Annotated in this window: 17 protein-coding genes and 1 pseudogene; 8 read left to right on the top strand and 10 right to left on the bottom strand. The window is 72.7% G+C overall.

Annotated elements, in window-relative coordinates; genetic code table 11:
- Positions 1–98: 98 nt before the first annotated feature.
- Positions 99–722, bottom strand: a complete 624-nt coding sequence (locus AB1460_RS24155; RefSeq protein WP_368964317.1) for a DUF4232 domain-containing protein — start codon at positions 720–722, stop codon at positions 99–101.
- Between the two features lie 151 nt (positions 723–873).
- Positions 874–1695, bottom strand: coding sequence for a helix-turn-helix transcriptional regulator (locus AB1460_RS24150; RefSeq protein WP_368964321.1), 822 nt, complete (start codon positions 1693–1695; stop codon positions 874–876).
- 270 nt (positions 1696–1965) lie between these two features.
- Here AB1460_RS24150 and AB1460_RS24145 point away from each other — a divergent pair, with 270 nt between their 5' ends.
- Complete coding sequence (locus AB1460_RS24145; RefSeq protein WP_368964316.1) at positions 1966–2397, top strand: hypothetical protein; 432 nt, start codon at positions 1966–1968, stop codon at positions 2395–2397.
- On the opposite strand, the gene AB1460_RS24140 is transcribed toward AB1460_RS24145, so the two are convergent.
- The gene (locus AB1460_RS24140; RefSeq protein WP_368964315.1) at positions 2280–4001 is read right to left on the bottom strand and encodes a hypothetical protein; all 1722 of its coding nucleotides are present in this window, start codon (positions 3999–4001) and stop codon (positions 2280–2282) included. The two genes, AB1460_RS24145 and AB1460_RS24140, sit on opposite strands and share 118 nt — an antisense overlap.
- Before the next feature lie 402 nt (positions 4002–4403).
- On the opposite strand from AB1460_RS24140, the gene AB1460_RS24135 reads away from it, so the two are divergent.
- Together AB1460_RS24135 and AB1460_RS24130 are read left to right on the top strand one after the other, a co-directional pair.
- Positions 4404–5912 carry an alkaline phosphatase D family protein gene (locus tag AB1460_RS24135; protein ID WP_368964313.1) on the top strand — a complete coding sequence of 503 codons (1509 nt, stop codon included), beginning with the start codon at positions 4404–4406 and terminating at the stop codon, positions 5910–5912.
- A 14-nt stretch (positions 5913–5926) separates the two neighbouring features.
- Positions 5927–7213: a hypothetical protein gene (locus tag AB1460_RS24130; protein ID WP_368964312.1), complete on the top strand. Its 1287-nt coding sequence runs from the start codon at positions 5927–5929 to the stop codon at positions 7211–7213.
- A gap of 121 nt (positions 7214–7334) precedes the next feature.
- Here AB1460_RS24130 and AB1460_RS24125 read toward each other — a convergent pair whose 3' ends face one another.
- Both AB1460_RS24125 and AB1460_RS24120 read right to left on the bottom strand, forming a co-directional pair.
- Positions 7335–8588, bottom strand: coding sequence for an ATP-binding protein (locus AB1460_RS24125; protein WP_368964310.1), 1254 nt, complete (start codon positions 8586–8588; stop codon positions 7335–7337).
- 81 nt (positions 8589–8669) lie between these two features.
- A complete protein-coding gene (locus AB1460_RS24120; protein ID WP_368964309.1) occupies positions 8670–9626 on the bottom strand; it encodes a LysR family transcriptional regulator in 957 nt (318 codons plus the stop codon).
- 112 nt (positions 9627–9738) lie between these two features.
- On the opposite strand from AB1460_RS24120, the gene AB1460_RS24115 reads away from it, so the two are divergent.
- Positions 9739–11397: an MFS transporter gene (locus AB1460_RS24115; RefSeq protein ID WP_368964307.1), complete on the top strand. Its 1659-nt coding sequence runs from the start codon at positions 9739–9741 to the stop codon at positions 11395–11397.
- A gap of 35 nt (positions 11398–11432) precedes the next feature.
- On the opposite strand, the gene AB1460_RS24110 is transcribed toward AB1460_RS24115, so the two are convergent.
- The gene (locus AB1460_RS24110) at positions 11433–11915 is read right to left on the bottom strand and encodes a hypothetical protein (protein ID WP_368964306.1); all 483 of its coding nucleotides are present in this window, start codon (positions 11913–11915) and stop codon (positions 11433–11435) included.
- 49 nt (positions 11916–11964) lie between these two features.
- Positions 11965–12882, bottom strand: coding sequence for an FAD:protein FMN transferase (locus AB1460_RS24105; protein ID WP_368964304.1), 918 nt, complete (start codon positions 12880–12882; stop codon positions 11965–11967).
- Between the two features lie 191 nt (positions 12883–13073).
- Between AB1460_RS24105 and AB1460_RS24100 the strand changes: the two genes are divergently transcribed.
- The 3 genes from AB1460_RS24100 (at position 13074) to AB1460_RS24090 (ending at position 15840) form a co-directional block, all read left to right on the top strand.
- Positions 13074–13895, top strand: a complete 822-nt coding sequence (locus AB1460_RS24100; protein WP_368964302.1) for an oxidoreductase — start codon at positions 13074–13076, stop codon at positions 13893–13895.
- Between the two features lie 284 nt (positions 13896–14179).
- Positions 14180–15118, top strand: a complete 939-nt coding sequence (locus tag AB1460_RS24095; protein ID WP_368964301.1) for an ATP-binding cassette domain-containing protein — start codon at positions 14180–14182, stop codon at positions 15116–15118.
- On the top strand, positions 15115–15840 hold the full coding sequence (locus AB1460_RS24090) for an ABC transporter permease (protein WP_368964300.1): 726 nt from the start codon (positions 15115–15117) through the stop codon (positions 15838–15840). Before AB1460_RS24095 ends, AB1460_RS24090 begins: the two co-directional genes overlap by 4 nt.
- Positions 15841–15885: 45 nt before the next feature.
- On the opposite strand, the gene AB1460_RS24085 is transcribed toward AB1460_RS24090, so the two are convergent.
- Together AB1460_RS24085 and AB1460_RS24080 are read right to left on the bottom strand one after the other, a co-directional pair.
- Positions 15886–16548, bottom strand: a complete 663-nt coding sequence (locus AB1460_RS24085) for a response regulator (protein ID WP_368964319.1) — start codon at positions 16546–16548, stop codon at positions 15886–15888.
- A gap of 38 nt (positions 16549–16586) precedes the next feature.
- Complete coding sequence (locus AB1460_RS24080; RefSeq protein ID WP_368964298.1) at positions 16587–18236, bottom strand: sensor histidine kinase; 1650 nt, start codon at positions 18234–18236, stop codon at positions 16587–16589.
- A gap of 394 nt (positions 18237–18630) precedes the next feature.
- On the opposite strand from AB1460_RS24080, the pseudogene AB1460_RS24075 reads away from it, so the two are divergent.
- A pseudogene (locus AB1460_RS24075) lies at positions 18631–18735 on the top strand (short-chain dehydrogenase); the annotation flags it as partial.
- Positions 18736–18757: 22 nt separating this feature from the next.
- Here AB1460_RS24075 and AB1460_RS24070 read toward each other — a convergent pair.
- The gene (locus AB1460_RS24070) at positions 18758–19540 is read right to left on the bottom strand and encodes a ferritin-like domain-containing protein (RefSeq protein WP_368964296.1); all 783 of its coding nucleotides are present in this window, start codon (positions 19538–19540) and stop codon (positions 18758–18760) included.
- Between the last annotated feature and the right edge of the window lie 59 nt (positions 19541–19599).

Below are 19599 nucleotides of genomic sequence, written 5' to 3'. Positions count from 1 at the left end.
CCCCCGCACACCGCACACCGCACACCGCACGCCCCGCCGCACGCCGCACGCCCCGCCGCGCGCGGCAGGCTCCGCGCGCCGGTCGGCCGCCGCCCGGGTCAGGCCGCCGAGAAGGCGGTCACGGTCAGCTGGTGGACCGCCGGGTCGCGGCAGGTCTGCACCCCGTCGGCCACCGGCGCCTGCAGGCTGGCCCGGTCGTCCGGCGGGTAGACCCGAAGGCTCGTCCCCCGCACCGTCTGATCGGTGCTCTCGCACCCCGGCAGCAACCCGGGCTGCGTGATGGCCAGCGTCGCGGTCGCCCGGCCACCGGGTGCCAGGGTCACGGGTTCACCCGCCGGCCCGGTCCGGTCGGCTGGCGCCCCGATCTGCCGACCCGCGTCGTCCACGACCGAGACACCGGGGTACCCGGTGATCGCGCAGGACGTCGAGCCGCTGTTGGTGAGCACGAGGTGCCCGTACACGTGGCCCGCCGCGCCTTCGAGATCCGCCACGGCCGCGGTGAGGCCGGACGCCGCGCAGGCGGGCGGACCGTCGTTCACGCCGGTCACCGCTGTGGTCGCCGGGCCGCCGGCGGCCGGCCGGGACGGCGCGCTCGCGGTGACCGGGGCAGGCTCGACGGTCTGGTCAGCCGCGTCCTCTCCGCCACATCCGGTGAGCAGCACTGCGAGTGACGTCGCGGCGGCCAGGAGAAAGGGGCCGGATCTGCTTCGAGTGGTGCGCATGCAGACCTGCCTACCCCGCCGCCGTGCCCAGTGACCACCGGACGGCCCGGTATGACCCCCTTCGGCCTCCCCGGTCGCGCAGCGCGGCACCGCCCTCGGCACCCAGCACCCGGCACCCGGCACCCGGCATGACGTGACGGGCCCGGTTCGGTCAGGACGTCCTCGCGCCCGGCCGGCGCGGAGACGGCAGGTCCGGCTCGGACTGAGCGGCGGTACCGCCGGTCCGGCGCCGGTACGCGGACGGTTTCTCGCCGCAGTGCTGGGCGAACGCCCGCGCGAACGCGCTCGGGTTCTCGAAACCCACCGCGGTGGAGACCTCCAGCACCGACATCGCCGGGTCGGCGAGCAGCGCCATGGCACGCAGCAGCCGTGCCTGCAGGAGGTACTCCCGCCAGGACATGCCCAGCGTGGTCTGGAACTGGCGGCGCAGCGTCCGCTCGGAGACCCCGACCGCCCGGCCGACCTCCCCGACCGAGACGGCGTCGAGATGCGCCTGGGTGTAGGCGATCGCCGCCGCCACCACCGGGTCGGACGAGGTCGGCAGGCTCAGCGGGGCCTCGTGTTCCAGTGCCTCGGCGACCAGGTGGCCGAGCGTCCGGAAGAAGCCGTTGGAGACCACGTCGCCGCCGGGCCGCGCGATCGGCCAGCGCACCGCGTAGATCATCATTTCCCGGATCAGCGGCGGCACCGCCAGGATCCGGGCGCGGGCGTCCGAACGGGGGATGATGCCGGGGTCGAACAGCACCGCGATCGTGCGGGCGCCGGGGTTGAGCGTGGCCTGGTGCTCGAGGCCGGCGGGGATCCACGCGGCCTGCTGCGGCGGGAGCAGGTAGTGGGCGCTCGCCGTCTCCACCTCGACCACGCCGGCCATGGCGTACTCGATCTGGTGCAGGTTGTGGGAGTGCCACCCGGTGACCATTCCCGCACCCTCGTGCAGGTAGCTGCCACCGAGCGCGGTGCCGCCGCGGCGCATGTCCACCAGGCCGACCCTGACCGTTTCTGCCGGTCTCTCGGTCAGATGAGCAGGTGCGGCCATCTCGTCAGGGTAACGGAGCCACGCACCGGCCGGGCCGCTTCCATGCTGCGCGTGACCGTCCCGCGACTATGTTGTGCGGGTGCCGAGCTCCTCGCCTCCGGGAACCGGGGAGGCCGGCGCCACCGGTAGGCCCCGGCCCCGGCCCACCGCCTCGGCGGGGAGGACTCGAAGACCCGCGCGGCGCTCCTCGACGCCACCGCTCAGATCATGCTGGAAGAGGGTTACGCGGCGGTCAGCTCACCGCGCTGCCTGCGGGCGCTGTGGGCGATCGACATCGACCCGCGCGGGACGGCGATGGTGGTCGAGTTCATGGCGCTGGCCAACCACCGCAAGACCATCCGGGCGGAGATCGCCGCCTACGCCGAGCGGTTCCGCGAGGCGGAGCGGGCCGCCCTCGCCACCGTCCTGGCGGCCCGCGGCGTCGATCACGCCACGCTCCCGCCGGTGGTCGCGACGGTGCTGATGTCGAGCATCTCGCGCGTGCTGGTCATGGAGAGCGCGCTGGGCCTCTCCACGGGGCATCAGGAGACCCTGGAGGTGGTGGAGCGCTGGCTGGAGGCCCTCGAACCCGCGGATCCCGGCGAGCCGGGCGGGCCTGTGGGGCCCGGGTCCCCGCGCGGCTGGCCAGGCTCGGCCTGACCCGGCTCGCCCGGGCCGAGATCCCCCGGGCCGAGACCCCCGGGGCCGAGATCCCCCGCGCCGGGTCCAGGCTGGACGGGTATGGCCGGGCCGGGTGCAGCCGGGCCTGGGCCGGGGCGGAGTCTGCGGACGAGTCCACGGCCGAAGCGGAGCGCGCCGGCCGCGGCCAGGGCGGCGGCGGCTCCGAGGAACGGGAACGACGGGGGCACGTAGCGATAGTCGAAGCCGGCGGTGGCCGGCGGCAGGAGCAGCGCCAGCAGGGCGACCGCGGCCAGCAGCAGGAGCGGAGCGCGGAGCGCCCGGTCGCGGACGGCCAGCAGCGCACCGGCCAGCGCGGCCGCCAGCAGCAGGCCGATGGCCGGCGCGGGGACGCGCACGTGTCGCTGGTAGGAGACCAGCCATCCGGCCGCTGGGTCGTGCGCCGTGGTGATGAACTCCCCGCGCTCGTAGGCACGCATATCGGCGGTTTCATGGTCCGGCTTCGTGACGGGGACCATCGCCCCGGCGAAGGAGTAGCGCTCGGCGACCATCCGGCTCGGGTAGTCGTCCAGGCGCGAGCGGAACGTCCGGCGGAAGTCGTGGGCGACGGTGCGCAGGTAGTCGCCCGGCTGCCGGGTGATCGCGAGGACCGCGAACTCCCGCGCCAGCTTCTCCCTCCCCGGGGCGAATGTGTACCTGGGAATGTTCTTCGGGTCGTACGGGTACCCGGGAATGTCGAAGAACAGCGGCGAGGTGCCGTGCCAGATGTAGTCGGACGGGACCTGCAGGGAGTCCACCGGTCCGGCCGGGCAGAGGACCCGCAACCGCTCAGGCGGGTTGAGGACCGAGCAGTCCGCGAAGGTTGCCGTCCGGGAGTACAGGAAGATTCCGGTGCTGCCGGAGACCGCGAACGTTCCGTGCTCGGCCTGATGCCAGCCGCAGTAGGCCGCCAGCGGGAGCGCCAGCGCGGCGGCGAACACCCCGGCCGACCGCCATCCGGGCCATCTGACCAATAGCCAGAGGCCGGCCACGGCCGCCAGCGGCAGCCCGACGGATCGGGTCACCGACGCGGCACTCAGGAACAGGCCGGCGCCGAGCGCGCCGAGGACACCGACCCGCCGGTTCCACAGCAGGCACAGCACGGCACCGACCAGCAGTGCGGTGAACAGCGTCTCGGACAGGACCATGTGTTCCAGCGCGACCTGGTAGGCGTCGAGCAGCTGCGGGGCGGCGCCGGCCGCGGCGAGCAACGCCGGGACGCGCAGGCGCAGCAGCAGGACGTAGATCCCCACCCCGACCGCGAGCCCGATCAGATGCTGCACGAGCACGACCAGCTCGAAGCTGTGGAACGGCAGCAGAAGCCGCAGGAAGAAGCTGTAACCGGACGGCCGGACCACATACGGCTCAGGCCGCAGGGTGACGCTGATGTAGTCGTAGCTGTCGTTGAACCACAGCGCCGGCCGGTACCCGGCGACCGCCGCCAGGCGCACGGCGAGACCCGCCGCGAGCAGCACCAGAAAAGGGATGTGCCACCAGCCACCGGTGCGGTGCCACACGGCCCGTACGGCCGGCCCGCGCCGCGGGGCACGATGCCTCGCGGGCAGCACGAGAACCTGGCCCGACACGGTCCGGAGCATATCGACGGCCGACAACCCAGGCAAACTACTCAGCTCACCCAAGTATGCACCCAGGCGGGATGCGGCACCTCGGTCCGCACAGCAGTGACTACAGCCGGCCGCAGCCCGCGCCGCCGGGCCGCGGAACCGACGACACCGCCGCGGTACTCCCGATCTCGGTCATCACACCCGCACGCCCGCGACCCTGTGCCGCGGCCGGAGACGCCCGCCGGCAGGGCCTTTCGAATACCTCGATTCTGCATTTTCGCCCACATTTCAAAGAAGGCGGAGTGAACCCGGTATTGCCATTGACATCCGGTTCCCGATATCGACGATCCGGGCGGGGAACGTTCCGTGAACAGTCGCCCGAGGATGCTTCCGCCGGCCGCGCCGGGCCGTAGGAACCTACCCATGACCCGACTGAACCGACGGCACGTCCTGCTGGGCGGGCTGGCCGGGGTGGGGACGGCGGTGGCCGGCGTGTCCGTGGCCCGCGCCGCGTCCTATCCCTTCACCCTGGGTGTCGCCTCCGGCGAGCCCACCGCGGACGGTTTCGTCCTGTGGACCCGTCTCGCGCCCAGCCCGCTCAGCGCGGACGGCCTCGGCGGCATGTCCAGCGCACCGGTCACCGTCGAGTGGCAGGTGGCGAACGACCGCTACTTCACCCAGCTCGCCGCCAGCGGCTCGGTGAGCGCGGTGGCGGCCTGGGCGCACAGCGTCCACGTCGAGGTCGGCGGCCTGGCACCGAACCGGGAGTACTGGTACCGCTTCCGCGCCTCGGGGCAGATCTCCCCCGTGGGACGGGCCCGCACCGCGCCCGCCGTCGGCACCAGCCCGGCGCTGACGATGCTGTTCGCCTCCTGCTCGCACTACGAGGCCGGCTACTTCACCGCCTACCGCCGGATGGCCGAGGAGAACCCGGACCTGATCCTGCACCTCGGCGACTACCTCTACGAGGGCGGCACCGGCTCCGGCGTGCGCTCCCACGTGCCCAGCGCCGAGATCAGCTCGCTGGCGAACTACCGGGTGCGGCACGCGCTGTACAAGACCGACGTCGACCTGCAGGCCGCGCACGCCGCCGCGCCGTGGGTGACGGTGTGGGACGACCACGAGGTCGAGAACAACTACGCGAACCTCGTCCGCAACGACGCCAGCCCCGCCGGTGACTTCACCGCCCGGCGTGCCGCCGCCTACAAGGCGTACTACGAGCACATGCCGCTGCGCTCGGCGCAGATTCCCGTCAACCAGAATTTGGCGCTCTACCGGCGGCTGCGCTGGGGCAGCCTGGCCACCTTCCACATGCTCGACACCCGCCAGTACCGCAACGACCAGGCCTGCGGCGACGGGACGAAGGTCTGCCCCGCCGCCGACGACCCGGCGCGCACGCTGACCGGCGCCGCCCAGGAGGCGTGGCTGCTCGACGGCCTCGGCCAGCATCTCGGCACCTGGGACATCCTCGGCCAGCAGGTGTTCTTCACCCAGCGCCTCGCCGCCGCCGACGGCTCGAAGAGCATGGACGCCTGGGACGGCTACACCGCCAACCGCGGCCGCATCCAGCAGGGCTGGCAGGCCCGCGGCAACACCAGCACGGTGGTGCTCACCGGGGACGTCCACCAGTCGTGGGCCGCCGACATCATGGACGACTACACGACCCAGAACCAGGTGATCGGCACGGAGCTGGTGACCACGTCGATCAGTTCCGGCGGGGACGGCACCGCCACCGGGACGGGGCTGTCCAGCCTCAACCCGCATGTGAAGTTCAACGGGAACCGGCGCGGCTATGTCCGCACCGTCACCACCCCCACCCAGATGGCGGTGGACTTCCGCGCCCTCAACCAGGTCACCGTGCGCGGCGCCGCGGTCAGCACGGCGCGCAGCTATGTGATCGAGGCCGGCAACCCCGGCCTGCAGACGGCGTGAGGCGGAGGCCGGGCATGATCAGAAAGCAGAATCCGAACCAGAACCAGATTCCGGACCGGAACCAGCGGTCCCGCCACCGGCGCGTCATCCGCCTCGCGGTGGTCAGCGCCACCGGCGTGGCCGCCCTGGCCAGCGCGCTGGCCGCCCCGGCCTCGGCGGACGGCACCACGACCGCCGACGTCACCTGGACGGTCGCCAACTCCACCGCCACCGGCGACCAGGACAACGCCGAGGTCTCCGCCACCCGCAACGGCTACACCGCCGTCGTCTGGGAGGACGACCGGGACTCCACCGCCCCCGAGAACACCGTGCACACCGAGGTCTTCCTGCGGCTCTACCGCGACGGGACGTCCCTGTTCGAGAAGAAGCTGTCGGCGGGCGGGAGCGGGAACTGGCGGCACGTCCAGCCGGACGTCGCCCTGCGCGAGGACGGCACCGCGGTCGTCATCTGGGCCGAGGACCCGGACGGCAACGGCTACTACAACATCGCGGTGCGCGCGGTGAACACCGCCGGCACCGTCACCGGCTCCGCGCAGGCGAACGCGAACGCCGACGGCCAGCAGCTGAACGCGCACGTCGCCGCCGACCCCGACGGACCCGGTTTCGCGGTCGCGTTCGAGGACGTCCAGGGCACCGCCGCGCCGACGGTGCGGGTGGCGGGCTTCGCGTCGGTGACGTCCAGGACCTACGAGGCCCAGGTGCACACGACGGGCGGCACCCACCGCCGGCCCGACGTCGCGGTGGACGGCGCCGGCAACGCCGTCGTCGTCTGGGACGAGGACGGGGACGCCAACGGCTCCTTCAACGTCGGCCGCAAGATCCTCACCCCGTCGGGCACGGTGAAGGTGGCCCAGGGCGTCGCCAACGTGGCGACCGGCGGCGACCAGGTCCACCCGGCGGTCTCGGTGAACCTCAACGGTGACCAGGTCGTGGCCTGGGAGACCAACCAGAACGGCTCCGCGCAGGTCGGTGCCCGCTCGTTCAGCGCGGCGAACGCGGCGGGCCCCGAGGTCATCCTCCCCGGCACGGACCCGCAGACCGGGATCGACGACCAGCGGGGCGCGGTCGTCACCTGGGCGCAGGACACCGACGTCCACGCCCAGGGCCTCAACCCGGACGGCACGACCACCGGGCGGCTGCCCCGGCTGCGGGTGCACACCACCGTCACCGGGCGCCAGGACGAGCCGGCGCTCGGGGTCAACCCGTGGGGCCAGCTCGTGATCGCCTACACCGACGACAACGACGGCAACCTCTTCGACCAGGTCTACCTCGGCACCGGGCTGGTCAACAGCACCTGGTGACCGGAGCGCCACACCCGGACCCGGAGGTCTCCCGCCCGCCCAGCACAGCTGCCCGGGCGGGAGCACGGCGCGGCCTGCGCGGCCTGCGCGGCCCGTGGACCACCACGCAGGGCGCAGCGGGTTACTCGATCCGGGCTGCCCACAGGGCGCTGACAGGCAGCGCCCAGATCCGGTCATCGAGGTCGAAGGGCATTGGACCGGTGTGGAACACGACCCCGGCGCGGAAGTCGTCACCGAGCTGATCGCGCAGCCACAGAAGGTGGCGCGCGTCCCGTACCGAAGGCGCCGACGAGGCTTTGACCTCCATGGCGACCACCTGACCGCGCCCGACGTCGATAACAACGTCAACCTCCTGCCCGTCACGGGAGCGGAGGTGGTGCAGCCGGGCACGCGGGTGCAGCAGGGCCACCTCGGGCCTCAGCTGGGCGGCGACAAAGGTGTCGAGTATCCGGCCGAGCAGATCCCCGTCCCGCAGGACGCTGCGCTCGTCCACCCGGGCGGCGGCGAGCGCGAGCGCGGGATCAGTCAGATATCTCTTCGCCCGCTTGGTCAGTCGGTTCAGACGGTTCGTCGACCACGCCGGGACGAGATCGATGAGATAAAGAGCGGCGAGGATCCGGTCGTAGGCGTCCGCGGTCCGCTGGTTGATGCCCGCGGCCTGGTAGACCGTGCCGTCCGCGGGAAGCCCTGCCGTCGACAACCCGAGAACCTCGAGGTAACGACGCAGCCGGACCGGGTCGCGCTGCTCTCCCGCGGCAAGCACGTCCCTGGTCACGACATGATCGATGTAGGAGTCCAGCCAGGCGAGCCGCCCCGGTGCCCGCAGGTTCAACGCGGCCTCGGGGAACCCGCTCCGCAGCGCCAGGTCGACATAGTCGTCCAGGCTCGGGGGCGGCCCGGAGACGCTCAGGCGGGAGATGTCGGAGTCGAGAAGCAGATCGATCAGGCCCGGCTGGTCGACAGCACCGGAGATCTCCCGCTCGGTGAGCCCGTGCAGTACCAGCCGGACGACACGACCTGTCCCGGGCCACTGACGGGTGGTGAAATCGGCCTCGACACTCCCCGTGAGAAGGAAACGACCAGGACGGGGATCATCGTCGACCGCACGCTTGACCGCGCCCAGGATCTCCGGCACCTCCTGCCACTCGTCGAGGAGGACGGGCTCGGTGGTGCGGCGCAGGGCGGCATCCGGGTTCGCGGCGACCGCCGCGGCGACGGCGGGGTCATCCAGCCGCAGGACGTCGTTGGCGATCCGCCGGGCCGAGGTGGTCTTCCCCGCGGCACGCGGGCCCGTGACCATGACGGCGGGCAGTTCGGCGAGCAGGCTGGCCAGCTGCCGATCCGCGATCCGCGGCACGTACCCCGACACGCCCACGCGTCAACACTACATGTTCCGCGGAACTTGGAGTACGTGTTCTGCGGGCAGATCAGTACACAATCTGCGGCACACGCTCGCTCAGTCGCTCAACCGCTCAACCGCCTGCCTGCCTGCCCGGCCGCCCGAGCCAGGGCCGGAGGCGCGGCTGTCGCCGGCGAAGGTGTGCCGGGCGCGATCGACCAGCTCCGAGGCCGCGGGGTTGCGCCCGGCACGCCAGACGAGGGACAGCAGGGCCGGGGCCTGCACATCCGTGATCGCCACCGCGGTGAGTCGGTCGTCATGCGACTCGACCATCGACCCGACCATGATCGCCACGGCGACACCGCGAACAGCCAGCGCGGCCAGGGCGTCCGCGGTACTCACCTCCAGGGTGATCGTGGGCTGGAGGTTCTGGGCGGCGCAGGCCTGGTCGACCATGGCACGCAGCCCGGTGCCGACGGGCATACAGACCAGCGGGTGGGCGCACACCTCCCGCAACGGGGCGCGTTCCGCCCGGCCGGCCAGCGGGTGCCCGGGGGCAACCGCGGCGACGAGCCGGTCACGGAGGACGATGCAGGAGTCGAGCCCGTCCGGGAGGGGCGCCGCGGCGGCCATCCCCACCAGCGCCACGTCGACAACGCCGTCGCGCACCTGTTCCACGAGACGGTCGGAGCGACCCTCCCGCAGGTGGATCTCCACTGCCGGCCGCGCCTGGTGGAAGGCCGCGAGCGCGTCGAACAGCGGCTCCAGCGTGCACCCGCTGACCATGCCGAGGGTGACGCGCCCCTGGAGCAGGCCCGTCACCTCGCCGACCGACCGGCTCACGGCGCCGGCGGACGCGAGCGTGACACGGGCGTGGTCGAGGGCGACCCGGCCGGCGGCGGTGAGGGTGATGGCCCGCCCGGAGCGGTCGAGGAGCTCGGCGCCGAGCTCACGTTCCAGCTGGCGGATCTGCGCGCTGACGCCGGACTGGCTGATCCGCACCCGCTCCGCCGCCCGGGTGAAGCTGCGCTCCTCGGCGACCGCGACGAAGTACTCCAGCTGACGCAGCTCCATAACCACAGATTCTAGATCTCAGCAGAACCAGCTGTTGGACTTCTGATTTCAGAAGCGAGACCGTGAAGCGGCCCGATCCGCCGATCCACCGATCAGGGACACAGGTACCGCGATGCGCAAATGGTTGCCGCTGCTGACAGTCTGTCTCGGCACCTTCATGCTGCTGGTCGACGTCACGATCGTGAACGTCGCGCTGCCGGATCTGGTCACCGATCTGGAGGCGTCCCTCACCGCACTGCAGTGGGTGATCGACGCCTACGCCCTCGCCCTGGCCGCACTGCTGCTCGGCGTCGGTTCGATCGCCGACATCGTCGGGCACCGCCGGATGTATGTTGCCGGGCTGCTGCTGTTCGCCGTCTCGTCGCTGCTGTGCGGCCTGGCACCGAACCCGGAGATGCTGATCGCGGCCCGGGCCGTGCAGGGGGTCGGCGCGGCAGCCATGTTCGCCACCACGTTCGCCCTCCTCAACAGCTCGTACTCCGGGCGGGACAGGGGCACCGCGTACGGCGTGTGGGGAGCGGTGTCGGGGGCGTCCAGCGCGGTCGGGCCGATCCTCGGCGGGCTGCTCACCGAAGGCGTCTCCTGGCGCTGGATCTTCTTCGTGAACCTGCCGGTGAGCATCGCCGGAATCGCGCTGTGCCTGCTGGTGCTGCGGGACGCGCACCCGCCGCGGCGGGTCCGGGTCGACCTCGGCGGCATCGTGACCTTCACCGGGGCCGCGGGCGGCGTGACCTACGCGCTGATCCGCGCGAACGAGGACGGCTGGTCCGACCTCGGGGTCTGGGCGCTGCTGGCGGCCTCCGCGGTGCTGCTGGCCGCCTTCGCCGGTGTGGAGACGCGGATCCGGGAGCCGCTGTTCGACCTGACCCTGCTGCGTGACCGGCGGTTCGTCGCCGTGCTGCTCACCGGCCTGCTGATGACCTTCGCCGCGTTCGCCGCGTTCACCTACACCTCGATCTGGATGCAGTCCGTCCTCGGCATGGGCCCGCTCGCCGCCGGCCTCACCGGCCTCCCGCTGTCGGCCGCCGCCTTCGCCGTCTCGGCCGGCCTCGGCCGGCTGCTGCACGAGCGGCGGCCCGATCGGGTGATCTCCGCGGGCCTGCTGCTGGTCGGCCTCGGCGCGCTGCTCGTCGCCGCCCTGGTGCACGGCTCGGCGCGCTGGGGCGCGGTGCTGCCCGGCTTCGCGGTGATCGGCCTCGGGGTCGGTCTGGTCATCCCGATCCTCGGCTCGGTGTCGATGTCGTTCGTGCCGCCCCAGCGTGGCGGCATGGCCGCGGGCGCGGTCAACACCGCCCGCCAGCTCGGCTACGCCATCGGCATCGCCGTGCTCGGCAACGTCTTCGCGACCCGGGCGCACGACATCCTGGCCGAGCGGGACGTCCCCCAGGCCGCGCAGGTCGCCCACGCCGTGGCCGGCGGCGGAGCTCGGCAGGTCCTGCAGAGCAGCCCGCCCCCAGCCCGAGAGGCCCTGGACGCAGCGGTGCACGCCGCCGCGGTGAGCGGTGTGCAGCTGACCTTCGCCGTCGCGGGCGCCGTCGGCGTCGTCGCCGCCGTGCTGGTCGCCTACCTCATGCGCCCGCATCCGGCCGACGCCGCACCCGCACCCGCGGCCGCCGTGCCCGCGGCCGCACCGGCCGTAGTCGCCCAGAGCCCGGCCCGGGGGGATCGCGAGGAGGCGATCAGCACCGCGCCGGTGCCGGTGCCGGTGCCGGTGCCAGTGCCGGGCAGTCAGCGCCAGGACCACGCGCCGGTTCCGGAATCCACCGACTGACCGGCTCGTCGCCGGCGGACGTACCGCCGCCGGTATCAGGTGTCGGTGGCTGCCTGTTCCCGGATCTTCGCGAGGGCGTCGTTGAATCCCTCCGCGCAGCCGCTGGCGCCCGCGAGCCTGTCGACCCTGACCTCGTCGAGGCTCCTTCCGATCACCTCGGCCGGCACGGCCGCGGCGAACCGTTCCTGGTAGCCGCGGGAGGTCTCGTTGTTCTCCGGCATCGGCTCGACGGTGACGCCGGTGATCGTGTCGGCGGCGAGGGTGACCGCCACGGTCATGTAGGACGGCGCGCCCCCGTAGACGCCTCGCACGGTGTACGTGCCGTCCTCGTAGTCGGTGCCGCTCGAGCTCATGCCGCCCGGCGACGTGCTGACGGGTGACGTGCTGGCAGGTGACGTGCTGGTCGTTCTCGGCGACGCCGACTGCGGGTCCGAGTCACCGCATCCGGCCAGGGGCACGAGCACCGCGACCGACGCGGCGGCCGCGAAGGCCGTGCGGGTGAGGATGTCCGACTTCATACCGTCCTCTCTCTCGTGTGGCTGTGCACGGACGAGGGGGTGACCAGCGTCAGAGAAAGAGCTCTCCGCCGAAGTTGTTCGACCACTGGACCCTGCCGTCGGCAAGCATGCGTACCCAGCGAAAAGCGAACGAGCGCAGGCAGTCCGGTTCGCTGACGAACAGCGCGGTGGCCAGCCCGTCGGCGGTGGCGGCGTCCGCGGCGATGGCCCAGGTCGCCACCACCTCCGACACGGGGCGCCGGGTCCGACCGTCGAGGATGTGGTGCAGCCCGTCGCCCCAGGCCCGTCGGCTCGTCGCCGACGCGCACAGCGCCGCGTCCCGCAGGGGGACGGTGCCGATGACCCGTCCCGGCGCGGTGGGGTGCTCCAGGCCCACGGTGACCGGCTCGGTTCCGCGATGTCGCAGGTCTCCGCTGCCGTCGATCACGAAACCGGCGAGGCCGGCGGCCAGCAGCGTGTGGGCGATGAGGTCGACCAGGTGGCCCTTCCCGGCCGCGCCGACGTCGATCACCACCGGACGATCCGTGGTGATCGTGGTTGCCTCCCGGCGGATGTCGGAGAGCCAGGAGTCGCGGCGCCGGCCACGAGCGGCGGCGGCCTGGGCGGGCACCAGGGAGTACCGCGCGTCGTAGCCGAGGAGCTCGAGGTCCCGCCCGACGAGCGGATCGACCGCGCCGCCGGTCGCGGTGACAAGACGGTCGTAGAGCTCGAACAGCGCGACATCCCGGCCGGGGAACTCGAACCGCCCCCCGCCCTCGGCGTGCGCGACCTGTGTCACCAGCGAGTCCGTGCGGAAACGGGACCACACCTGATCGAAGTCGTCGGTGAGCGAGACGATGCGCTGTCGCAGTTCCACCGGCAGCGGGCGCCCGGTGTCGATCTCCCAGCCGGTGCCGATGGCGGTGAACCGGAAGGGACCGCCGGCACTCGTCGGCCCGTCGTCCGCCCCGGGCGGCCGCGCGTTCATCGGTGCACCATGGCCCACCTGCCCCGGCCTCCTGTTCGAAGGGCGAAGGACGAAGGAAACGTCAGGCTAACGCCGCCCACGACGCCGTGGGAGGCACTGTCAGTACCCGGATCAACGCCGACTCCCGCGGGTACGCACGATGCGACGCGACCCTTACGAAGGAGGTCGCGACCCTCACGAGGAGACGGCCCATGACGACCTGGTTCATCACGGGAGCTTCGAGCGGACTCGGCCACGCACTGGCGGAGCACGTCCTCGCCGCCGGGCATCAGGTTGTCGCGACCGCGAGAAACACCTCCGCCCTCGACGCTCTCCGAGCGGCCTACCCGGAGACCGTGCTGACCACGGCTCTGGACGTGACCGCCCCCTCGTCGATCACCGCGGCCGTGGCCGGAGCCGAGGAGCGTTTCGGCGGCATCGACGTGCTGGTGAACAACGCCGGCTACGGGTACACCTGCGCCGTCGAGGAGGGTGAGGACGAGGCTGTGGCGCGTCTGTTCGCGACGAACTTCTTCGGCCCCACCCTGGTGATCAGGGCGGCGCTGCCGGCCATGCGCCGCCGCGGGAACGGCCTGATCGTGAACATCTCCTCCGTGGGCGCCCGCATCACCATTCCCGGTGGGGGCTACTACGCCGCGGCGAAAGCTGCCCTGGAGGGCCTGTCCGGATCGCTCCGCAAGGAGGTCGAGCCGCTGGGGCTGCGCGTCATGGTCGTCGAGCCGGGATCGTTCCGCACCGACTTCCGGGGGCGTTCCGCCGAGCGGTCCGGCGTCCGGATCGACGCCTACGACGAGGTGCTCGGACGGTCAGGTGACGCGGGGCCCAGCCCGCAGCGCGGTGCACCGGAGAAGGCCGCGGCCGCGATCCTGCACGCCGCCGAGGACAGCGAGCCACCGAGACTGCTCCTCCTGGGCAGTGACGCACTCGCCGGTTTCCACGCGGCCGCCGACGACGCCGCCCAGGATGTCGAACGGTTCGAGAAGCTCACCCGCAGCACCGACGCGGCACCGTGAACGCCCGCTCCGAGCAGGCGGGTACCCACGCCGGACAGGCTTGCCAGCGGCAGACCTGCCTGACCGTTCACGCCGATGGCGGCACCGTTCACGCCGATGGCGGCACTGTTGACGAGGGGTGGCGGCGTTGACGAGGGGTGGCGGCGGATGTGCGGCAGGTCGCACCGCAGCATCGTCGGCGGGCGGAAGTCCTGTCGAAAGCAGGGTCGCCGGCTTGCCCTCCGGCCATGTCGCGAGAACCGGGAGGTTCGTAGGTTCGTCGCCACGCCGAGGGAGGGAACAGCGTGATCGAACTTCGGGCGGTAACGAAACGCTACGACGAGAAGACGGTGGTCGACCGGCTCGATGTCACCGTCGCGGCGGGCAGGGTGACAGGCTTCCTGGGGCCGAACGGCTCGGGCAAGTCCACGACGATGCGCATGATCATGGGCTTGGACCGGCCGTCGGCCGGGGCGGCGCTGGTCAATGGCCGGCGGTACGCGGACCTGCGGGAACCGCTGCGATCGGTCGGCGCGCTGCTGGACGCGGGAGCCCGGCATCCGGCTCGTTCGGCCCGCGCCCACCTGCTCGCGATGGCTCGCTACAACGGCATTCCGGCTCGACGGGTGGATGAGGTGCTCGGCCTGGTCGGGCTGTCGGAGATCGCCGGCCGGCGGGCCGGGTCGCTCTCGCTTGGCATGGGCCAACGGCTGGGGATCGCCGCCGCGCTGCTCGGCGACCCGGAGGTGCTGCTGTTCGACGAGCCGGTGAACGGGCTGGACACCGACGGGGTCAGGTGGGTGCGGCAGCTGATGCGCTCGCTCGCCGGTGAGGGACGCACCGTGTTCGTGTCGAGTCACCTGATGAGCGAGATGCAGCTGACCGCGGACCATCTGGTTGTCATCGGCCGTGGCCGGCTGGTCGCCGACGCTCCGCTGCGCACGCTGGTCGCGGCGAACTCCCGCTCGGCGACGCGGCTGCGTAGTCCGGACGCGGCGGGCCTGGCGGCGCTACGAGCCCGGATGACGGCCGACGGGTACGTCACGGATCAGCCCGACCCCGGCACGCTGGTGGTTCACAGCGGGGACCAGCACCGCATCGGCGACCTGGCGCACGCAGCCGGGCTACGGCTGCACGAACTCAGCATCCGGGAGGCCTCCCTCGAGGAGGCGTACGTCGACCTGACAGGTCACGCGGTCGAGTACGTCGCGCCTGTCCCGGCAGGGCAGGGAGACCCGCGGTGAAGCTGCGTACCGAGCTGCGCCGGGCGTTCGTGGCCGAGTGGGGAAAGCTGGTGTCGGTCCGGTCGACGGTGTGGTGCGCGGTGGCCGCGGTCGTGCTGGCGGCGGGATGCGCGGCGAGCCTCGCGAACGACGTTGCCGGCGACGCCGAGCGGGGCGAGGCCTCCGCCGGGACGACAACCGCCGTCGTCGATGTGCTGGCGCCGTCGGTCCAGCTCGCTCAGTTCGCCGTCGTGGCGCTGGCGATGCTGGTCGTCACCTCGGAGTTCGCCACCCGGCTCATCACCGGCACGTTGCAGGCGTGTCCCCGGAGAGGGACCGTTCTCGCCGCGAAGGCGCTCGCCGTCGCCGCCGTCGTCACGCCGCTCGGGCTGCTGGTGGGCCTCGTGGGTTCGGTCGTGGCCGCCAGGGTGCTCGGCGAGTACGGCACCCATCCCCATCCGGTGAGCGATGTCGTCCGGGTGGCGGTGTACCTCGTCGCGGTGTCGCTGTTCACCGTCGGCACCGGAGCCGTCCTGCGCAGCGCGGTGGGGACCCTCAGTGTGGCGCTGGTCGTGCTGGTCGGCCTGCTGCTGATCTCCACACCGCTCACCGACCTGCTGCCCGCCGGCCTCGGTGGACAGCTGCTCGGCGGCGGCGACGGCCGAGCCGCGGCGGGTCTCCTGGGCTGGGCGGCTGTCGCTCTCCTGACCGGCTACGTGTCGCTGCGCAACCGGGACGCCTGACGTTGCCACTGGTGGGGGCCGCTGCGGACCGCTGCGGGGCTGCTTTCACTCCGGCAGGTCGTCGACCAGGCCCGCCTCGTGGGCGAGGACCGCGGCCTGCACCCGGTTGCGCAGACCGAGCCGGGAGAGCGCGGAGCTGACGTAAGCCTTGACCGTGCCCTCGACGAGAAAGAGCCGGCGAGCGATCTCGGCGTTGGACATACCCGCCCCCACCAACGCGACCACCTCGCGTTCCCGGTCGGACAGCACAGCCAGCCGTTGCCGGGCGGCGGTTGTCCGGGCCGTTCGGTTGTCCCGCATCGAGGCGATCACGCGGTGGGCGACCCGCGGTGACAGGTAGGCGGCGCCGTCGGCCACCGCGTGGACGCCGGCGATCAGGTCGCGGGGGTCGCCGGACTTCAGCAGGAAGCCCTGCGCCCCGGCCGCCAGCGCCTGCGCGATGTAGGCATCGTCGCCGAAGGTCGTGAGCACGATGACGGCCGTTCCCGGCACGGTGCGACCGATCTGTTCGGCCGCGGCCAGGCCGTCGAGGTGCGGCATCCGCACATCCAGGACGGCCACGTGCGGCGCGTGCCGCTGGACCAGGTCCACGGCCTGCCGCCCGTCGGCCGCCTCGGCGACGACCTCGATGCTCGGGTCCGTTCCCAGGATCGCCCGAATACCGGCCCGGACCGTCGCCTCGTCGTCGGCGAGCACCACGCGGGTCACGTCCGGACGTCCCGCTTCCAGCCCGGCCGGCGGCGGAGTCACGGCGTCGCCTCCGGTGCCGGGGCTGGGGCCGGGGCCGAGTCGGCTGGGGCGCCGGCTCGGATGTCATCCTTGGAAACCAGGATGTCGCCGAGGAAGCACAGCCGGTAGCTCGCGAAGCCCCCGGGGAAGTTGCCGTCGGTGTAGTAGCGACAGTCCTGGCCCGGCTCCTCGCCGCCGCCGACCCGGCCGCCCCAGCCGCGCGAGACCTCCCGGTCGGGAAGCGCGTTCACGAGATCAGTCCGGGCCTGCCCGACCATGATGCGCTGGTAGGTGGGGGCGTCCATGGTCGCGTCGTGTGTCACCACCGCCCAGTACACCATCACGGTCGTCGCAGCGGCCGTGACGACACCGGTCGCGACGAGCAGCCCCCGCCGCAGCCGCCGTCGGACCATGTCCTGGTCCGGAACGGCCGCCGGCAGGATCGCCGGCGCATCAGAAGCCCCGATCGACCGGAGGCTCGGCGCCTCGCTGCCTCGTGCGTCGAACGGGACGTGGGCCTCCAGCCGGTACCAGCCGTCCTCTGGGCTGGTTCGCAGCCAGCCGCCCACCACCCGCACCCGTTCCTCCAGCCCTGCCAGACCGCTGCCTCCCGTCCCGCCGGGTGCGTTGGACGACGGGTTCCGGCCAGGTGCGGCCAGGGCCGACGCGGTCGAGCCCGAGTCGGCCGGCAGCGGGTTGATGACCTGGATGTCGACCCCGGCGGCGCCGCGCTCGATCGTCACCGTCACCGGGCTTCCCGGCGCGTGCCGGGTGGCGTTCGTCAGTGCTTCCTGCACGATCCGATGGACGGCGAGGCCGGCAGCGGGGGCGAGGCCGACGGTCGGGCCCAGCTCCCCCGAGCCGCCGTCGTCCTGCCAGCCGCCCGAGAGGTCGAGCCGGAGGTGGACAACCAGCCCTGAGGCCCGGGCACGATCGACCAGGTCCGGGACCGACTCATGGATCGGGCGCAGGGCAGCCGGTTCTTCCCTCAGCAGGTCGATGACGTCGTGCAGCCGGTCCACGGCGGTCGCGACATCCTCACGCAGCAGACGTGCCGCCTGCTGGGCCGCCCCGCCGAGATCCGGGGACAGTTCCAGGGCACCGGCGCGCAGCGCGATCAGGCTGAGCTCGTGACCGAGCGAGTCGTGCATGTCCTGCGCGATCCGGGCCCGCTCGCGAAGCCGTGACCGCTCGGCGACCATCTCCTGTTCCAGCTCGAGGTAGGCGGCTCGCTGCCAGCCAGCAACGTGGAGCTCCCGGCGCACGGCGACGTGGCGCCCGGCCGCCCAGGGCAGCGCACCACCGATCAGCAGGGTGAGGAACGCCGTGACCCAGGCGAAGCCGTCGGGATCGATCAGTCCGTGCCGTAACGACGCGACGGTAACCGCGGCGGCCCCGATCGTGACCGCCTGGCCCGCGTCGGGCGTGCGACGTCCCGCCTGGTAGGCGAAATACCCCTGGGCTGCGGCGAAGCTCGCGCTCAGAACCGTCAGACCCGCCGAGGCGGCCAGTCCCGCGTGCGGCAGCCGCCGCCGATACCAGACCGCGACCGCCAGAACCGCCAGGCCGAGCAGGAACGGCCACCGGCTCGCGTCACCCAGCGCCCGTCCGACGACGACGACATCGACCGGCAGGGACAGCAGAAACCACAGGATTCCGCCGGCCACGACTCGTCGCACCTGCCGACGGTACTCAGCCGGCGCCGGCCCGCACTACTGCCGATCGTCATGTCTCCTCGGCCGCACACCACTGCCAGACCGCACGCATGTGGCCGGTCAACGGACCCGGGCGGGCGCGGACCGTTCGGGTGGCCAGGCAGTCATCGCGGTCATGTCCGCCGCGATCCGTTCGCGCAGAGCCGCCAGGTTCGCCGCGCGCCGGTCCCGCAGCAGGGCCTGGATGTCGACCGAATCCGTCACGCAGGTCACCGCCGCGCTCAACACCAGGCATCCGGGCGGGCGTTCGGGACGGGTGTACTCCACCGCCGCCGACCGCAGCGCCCGGTGAACCCCGCGCCGGACCGCGTCGTCCGCCGACCTGGGTGGCACCGGGATCGACGCGGTGTGGCTGCGGAACGATCCCGAGCAGCTTGCCCTCTGGAGCTCGTTCTCCGCCTTCGACCGGGTCGGCCAGCCCGCGGACATCGCCGACGTGGTGTCCTTCGTGGCCTCGGACGAGGCCCGCTGGATCACCGGGCAGATCCTCGACGCCACCGGCGGCGCACACCTGGAGCTGGCCCGGCGGCGGGCCCGAGAACAGCCGTCACGACCGGGCGGAACAGCGCGACGGCGTCCGCGAGGAACCGGGTCGGGCGGACATCGAGCAGCCGCAGCGCCGCGCCGTGGTCGGCGGCCACCGCGGCGGCCGACGGCAGGAACAGCATCCACCAGACGGCGGCGAGCCCGGCTCGCACCGCCGCGGGCCGGGCCGCGAGGTTCACGCGCAGCCGCTGGACGTGGAACGGGACGTGCTGTTCCTCGTCGGCGAGAACGCGCGCGGCGACCTCGCGGGCCAGTGGGTCGGCGGCGCCGTCGCGGACGGCACGGTAGTACCGCAGGGCACACACCTCGGCGACCATCAGCACCATCAGCTCGCGGGAGACGCCGGCCCGGCGGCGCAGTAGCCGGAAGACCGAGTCGCTCCAGTGCGCGGCCACAGTGGGTCGGCCCGCGGCCGCGAGCAGTCGGCCGAGAAGCCGGGCGTGGTCCTGTTCCTCGGCGACGAACAGGCGCGCCGCCGCCAGGTAGTCGCCGTCGCCGGCAGCCACGGCGGCCCCGATGAGCCCCGCTCCGTCGCTGCCCTCGCCGAGCTGGAACCGGGCCAGGCTCCGCGCGAGCGGCACGGGAAGCTCCGCCGGCCGCCAGGCGGGATCGGCCCGGCCTCGCCTGACGACAAACCCCCGGCGCCACTCCTCGAACCCCGCCGGCCCGAGTTCGTCCAGGCGCCCGGGTCGTGCTTCAGGTCCACGCACGGTCCGATGCTGGCCAGGAACAAGCAGGTATGGACGGATCTGTCGGCTTCGCGTCGCCG

It is taken from the genome of Parafrankia sp. FMc2 (assembly GCF_041008525.1).
GTDB lineage: Bacteria > Actinomycetota > Actinomycetes > Frankiales > Frankiaceae > Parafrankia.
This window is presented reverse-complemented; position numbering and strand designations above follow the sequence as displayed.

Coding starts and splice junctions, on each gene's coding strand:
- AB1460_RS24155 (WP_368964317.1), bottom strand. CDS start 722: ATGCGCACCACTCGAAGCAGATCCGGCCCCTTTCTCCTGGCCGCCGCG.
- AB1460_RS24150 (WP_368964321.1), bottom strand. CDS start 1,695: ATGCGCCGCGGCGGCACCGCGCTCGGTGGCAGCTACCTGCACGAGGGT.
- AB1460_RS24145 (WP_368964316.1), top strand. CDS start 1,966: ATGCTGGAAGAGGGTTACGCGGCGGTCAGCTCACCGCGCTGCCTGCGG.
- AB1460_RS24135 (WP_368964313.1), top strand. CDS start 4,404: ATGACCCGACTGAACCGACGGCACGTCCTGCTGGGCGGGCTGGCCGGG.
- AB1460_RS24130 (WP_368964312.1), top strand. CDS start 5,927: ATGATCAGAAAGCAGAATCCGAACCAGAACCAGATTCCGGACCGGAAC.
- AB1460_RS24120 (WP_368964309.1), bottom strand. CDS start 9,626: ATGGAGCTGCGTCAGCTGGAGTACTTCGTCGCGGTCGCCGAGGAGCGC.
- AB1460_RS24115 (WP_368964307.1), top strand. CDS start 9,739: ATGCGCAAATGGTTGCCGCTGCTGACAGTCTGTCTCGGCACCTTCATG.
- AB1460_RS24110 (WP_368964306.1), bottom strand. CDS start 11,915: ATGAAGTCGGACATCCTCACCCGCACGGCCTTCGCGGCCGCCGCGTCG.
- AB1460_RS24105 (WP_368964304.1), bottom strand. CDS start 12,882: ATGAACGCGCGGCCGCCCGGGGCGGACGACGGGCCGACGAGTGCCGGC.
- AB1460_RS24100 (WP_368964302.1), top strand. CDS start 13,074: ATGACGACCTGGTTCATCACGGGAGCTTCGAGCGGACTCGGCCACGCA.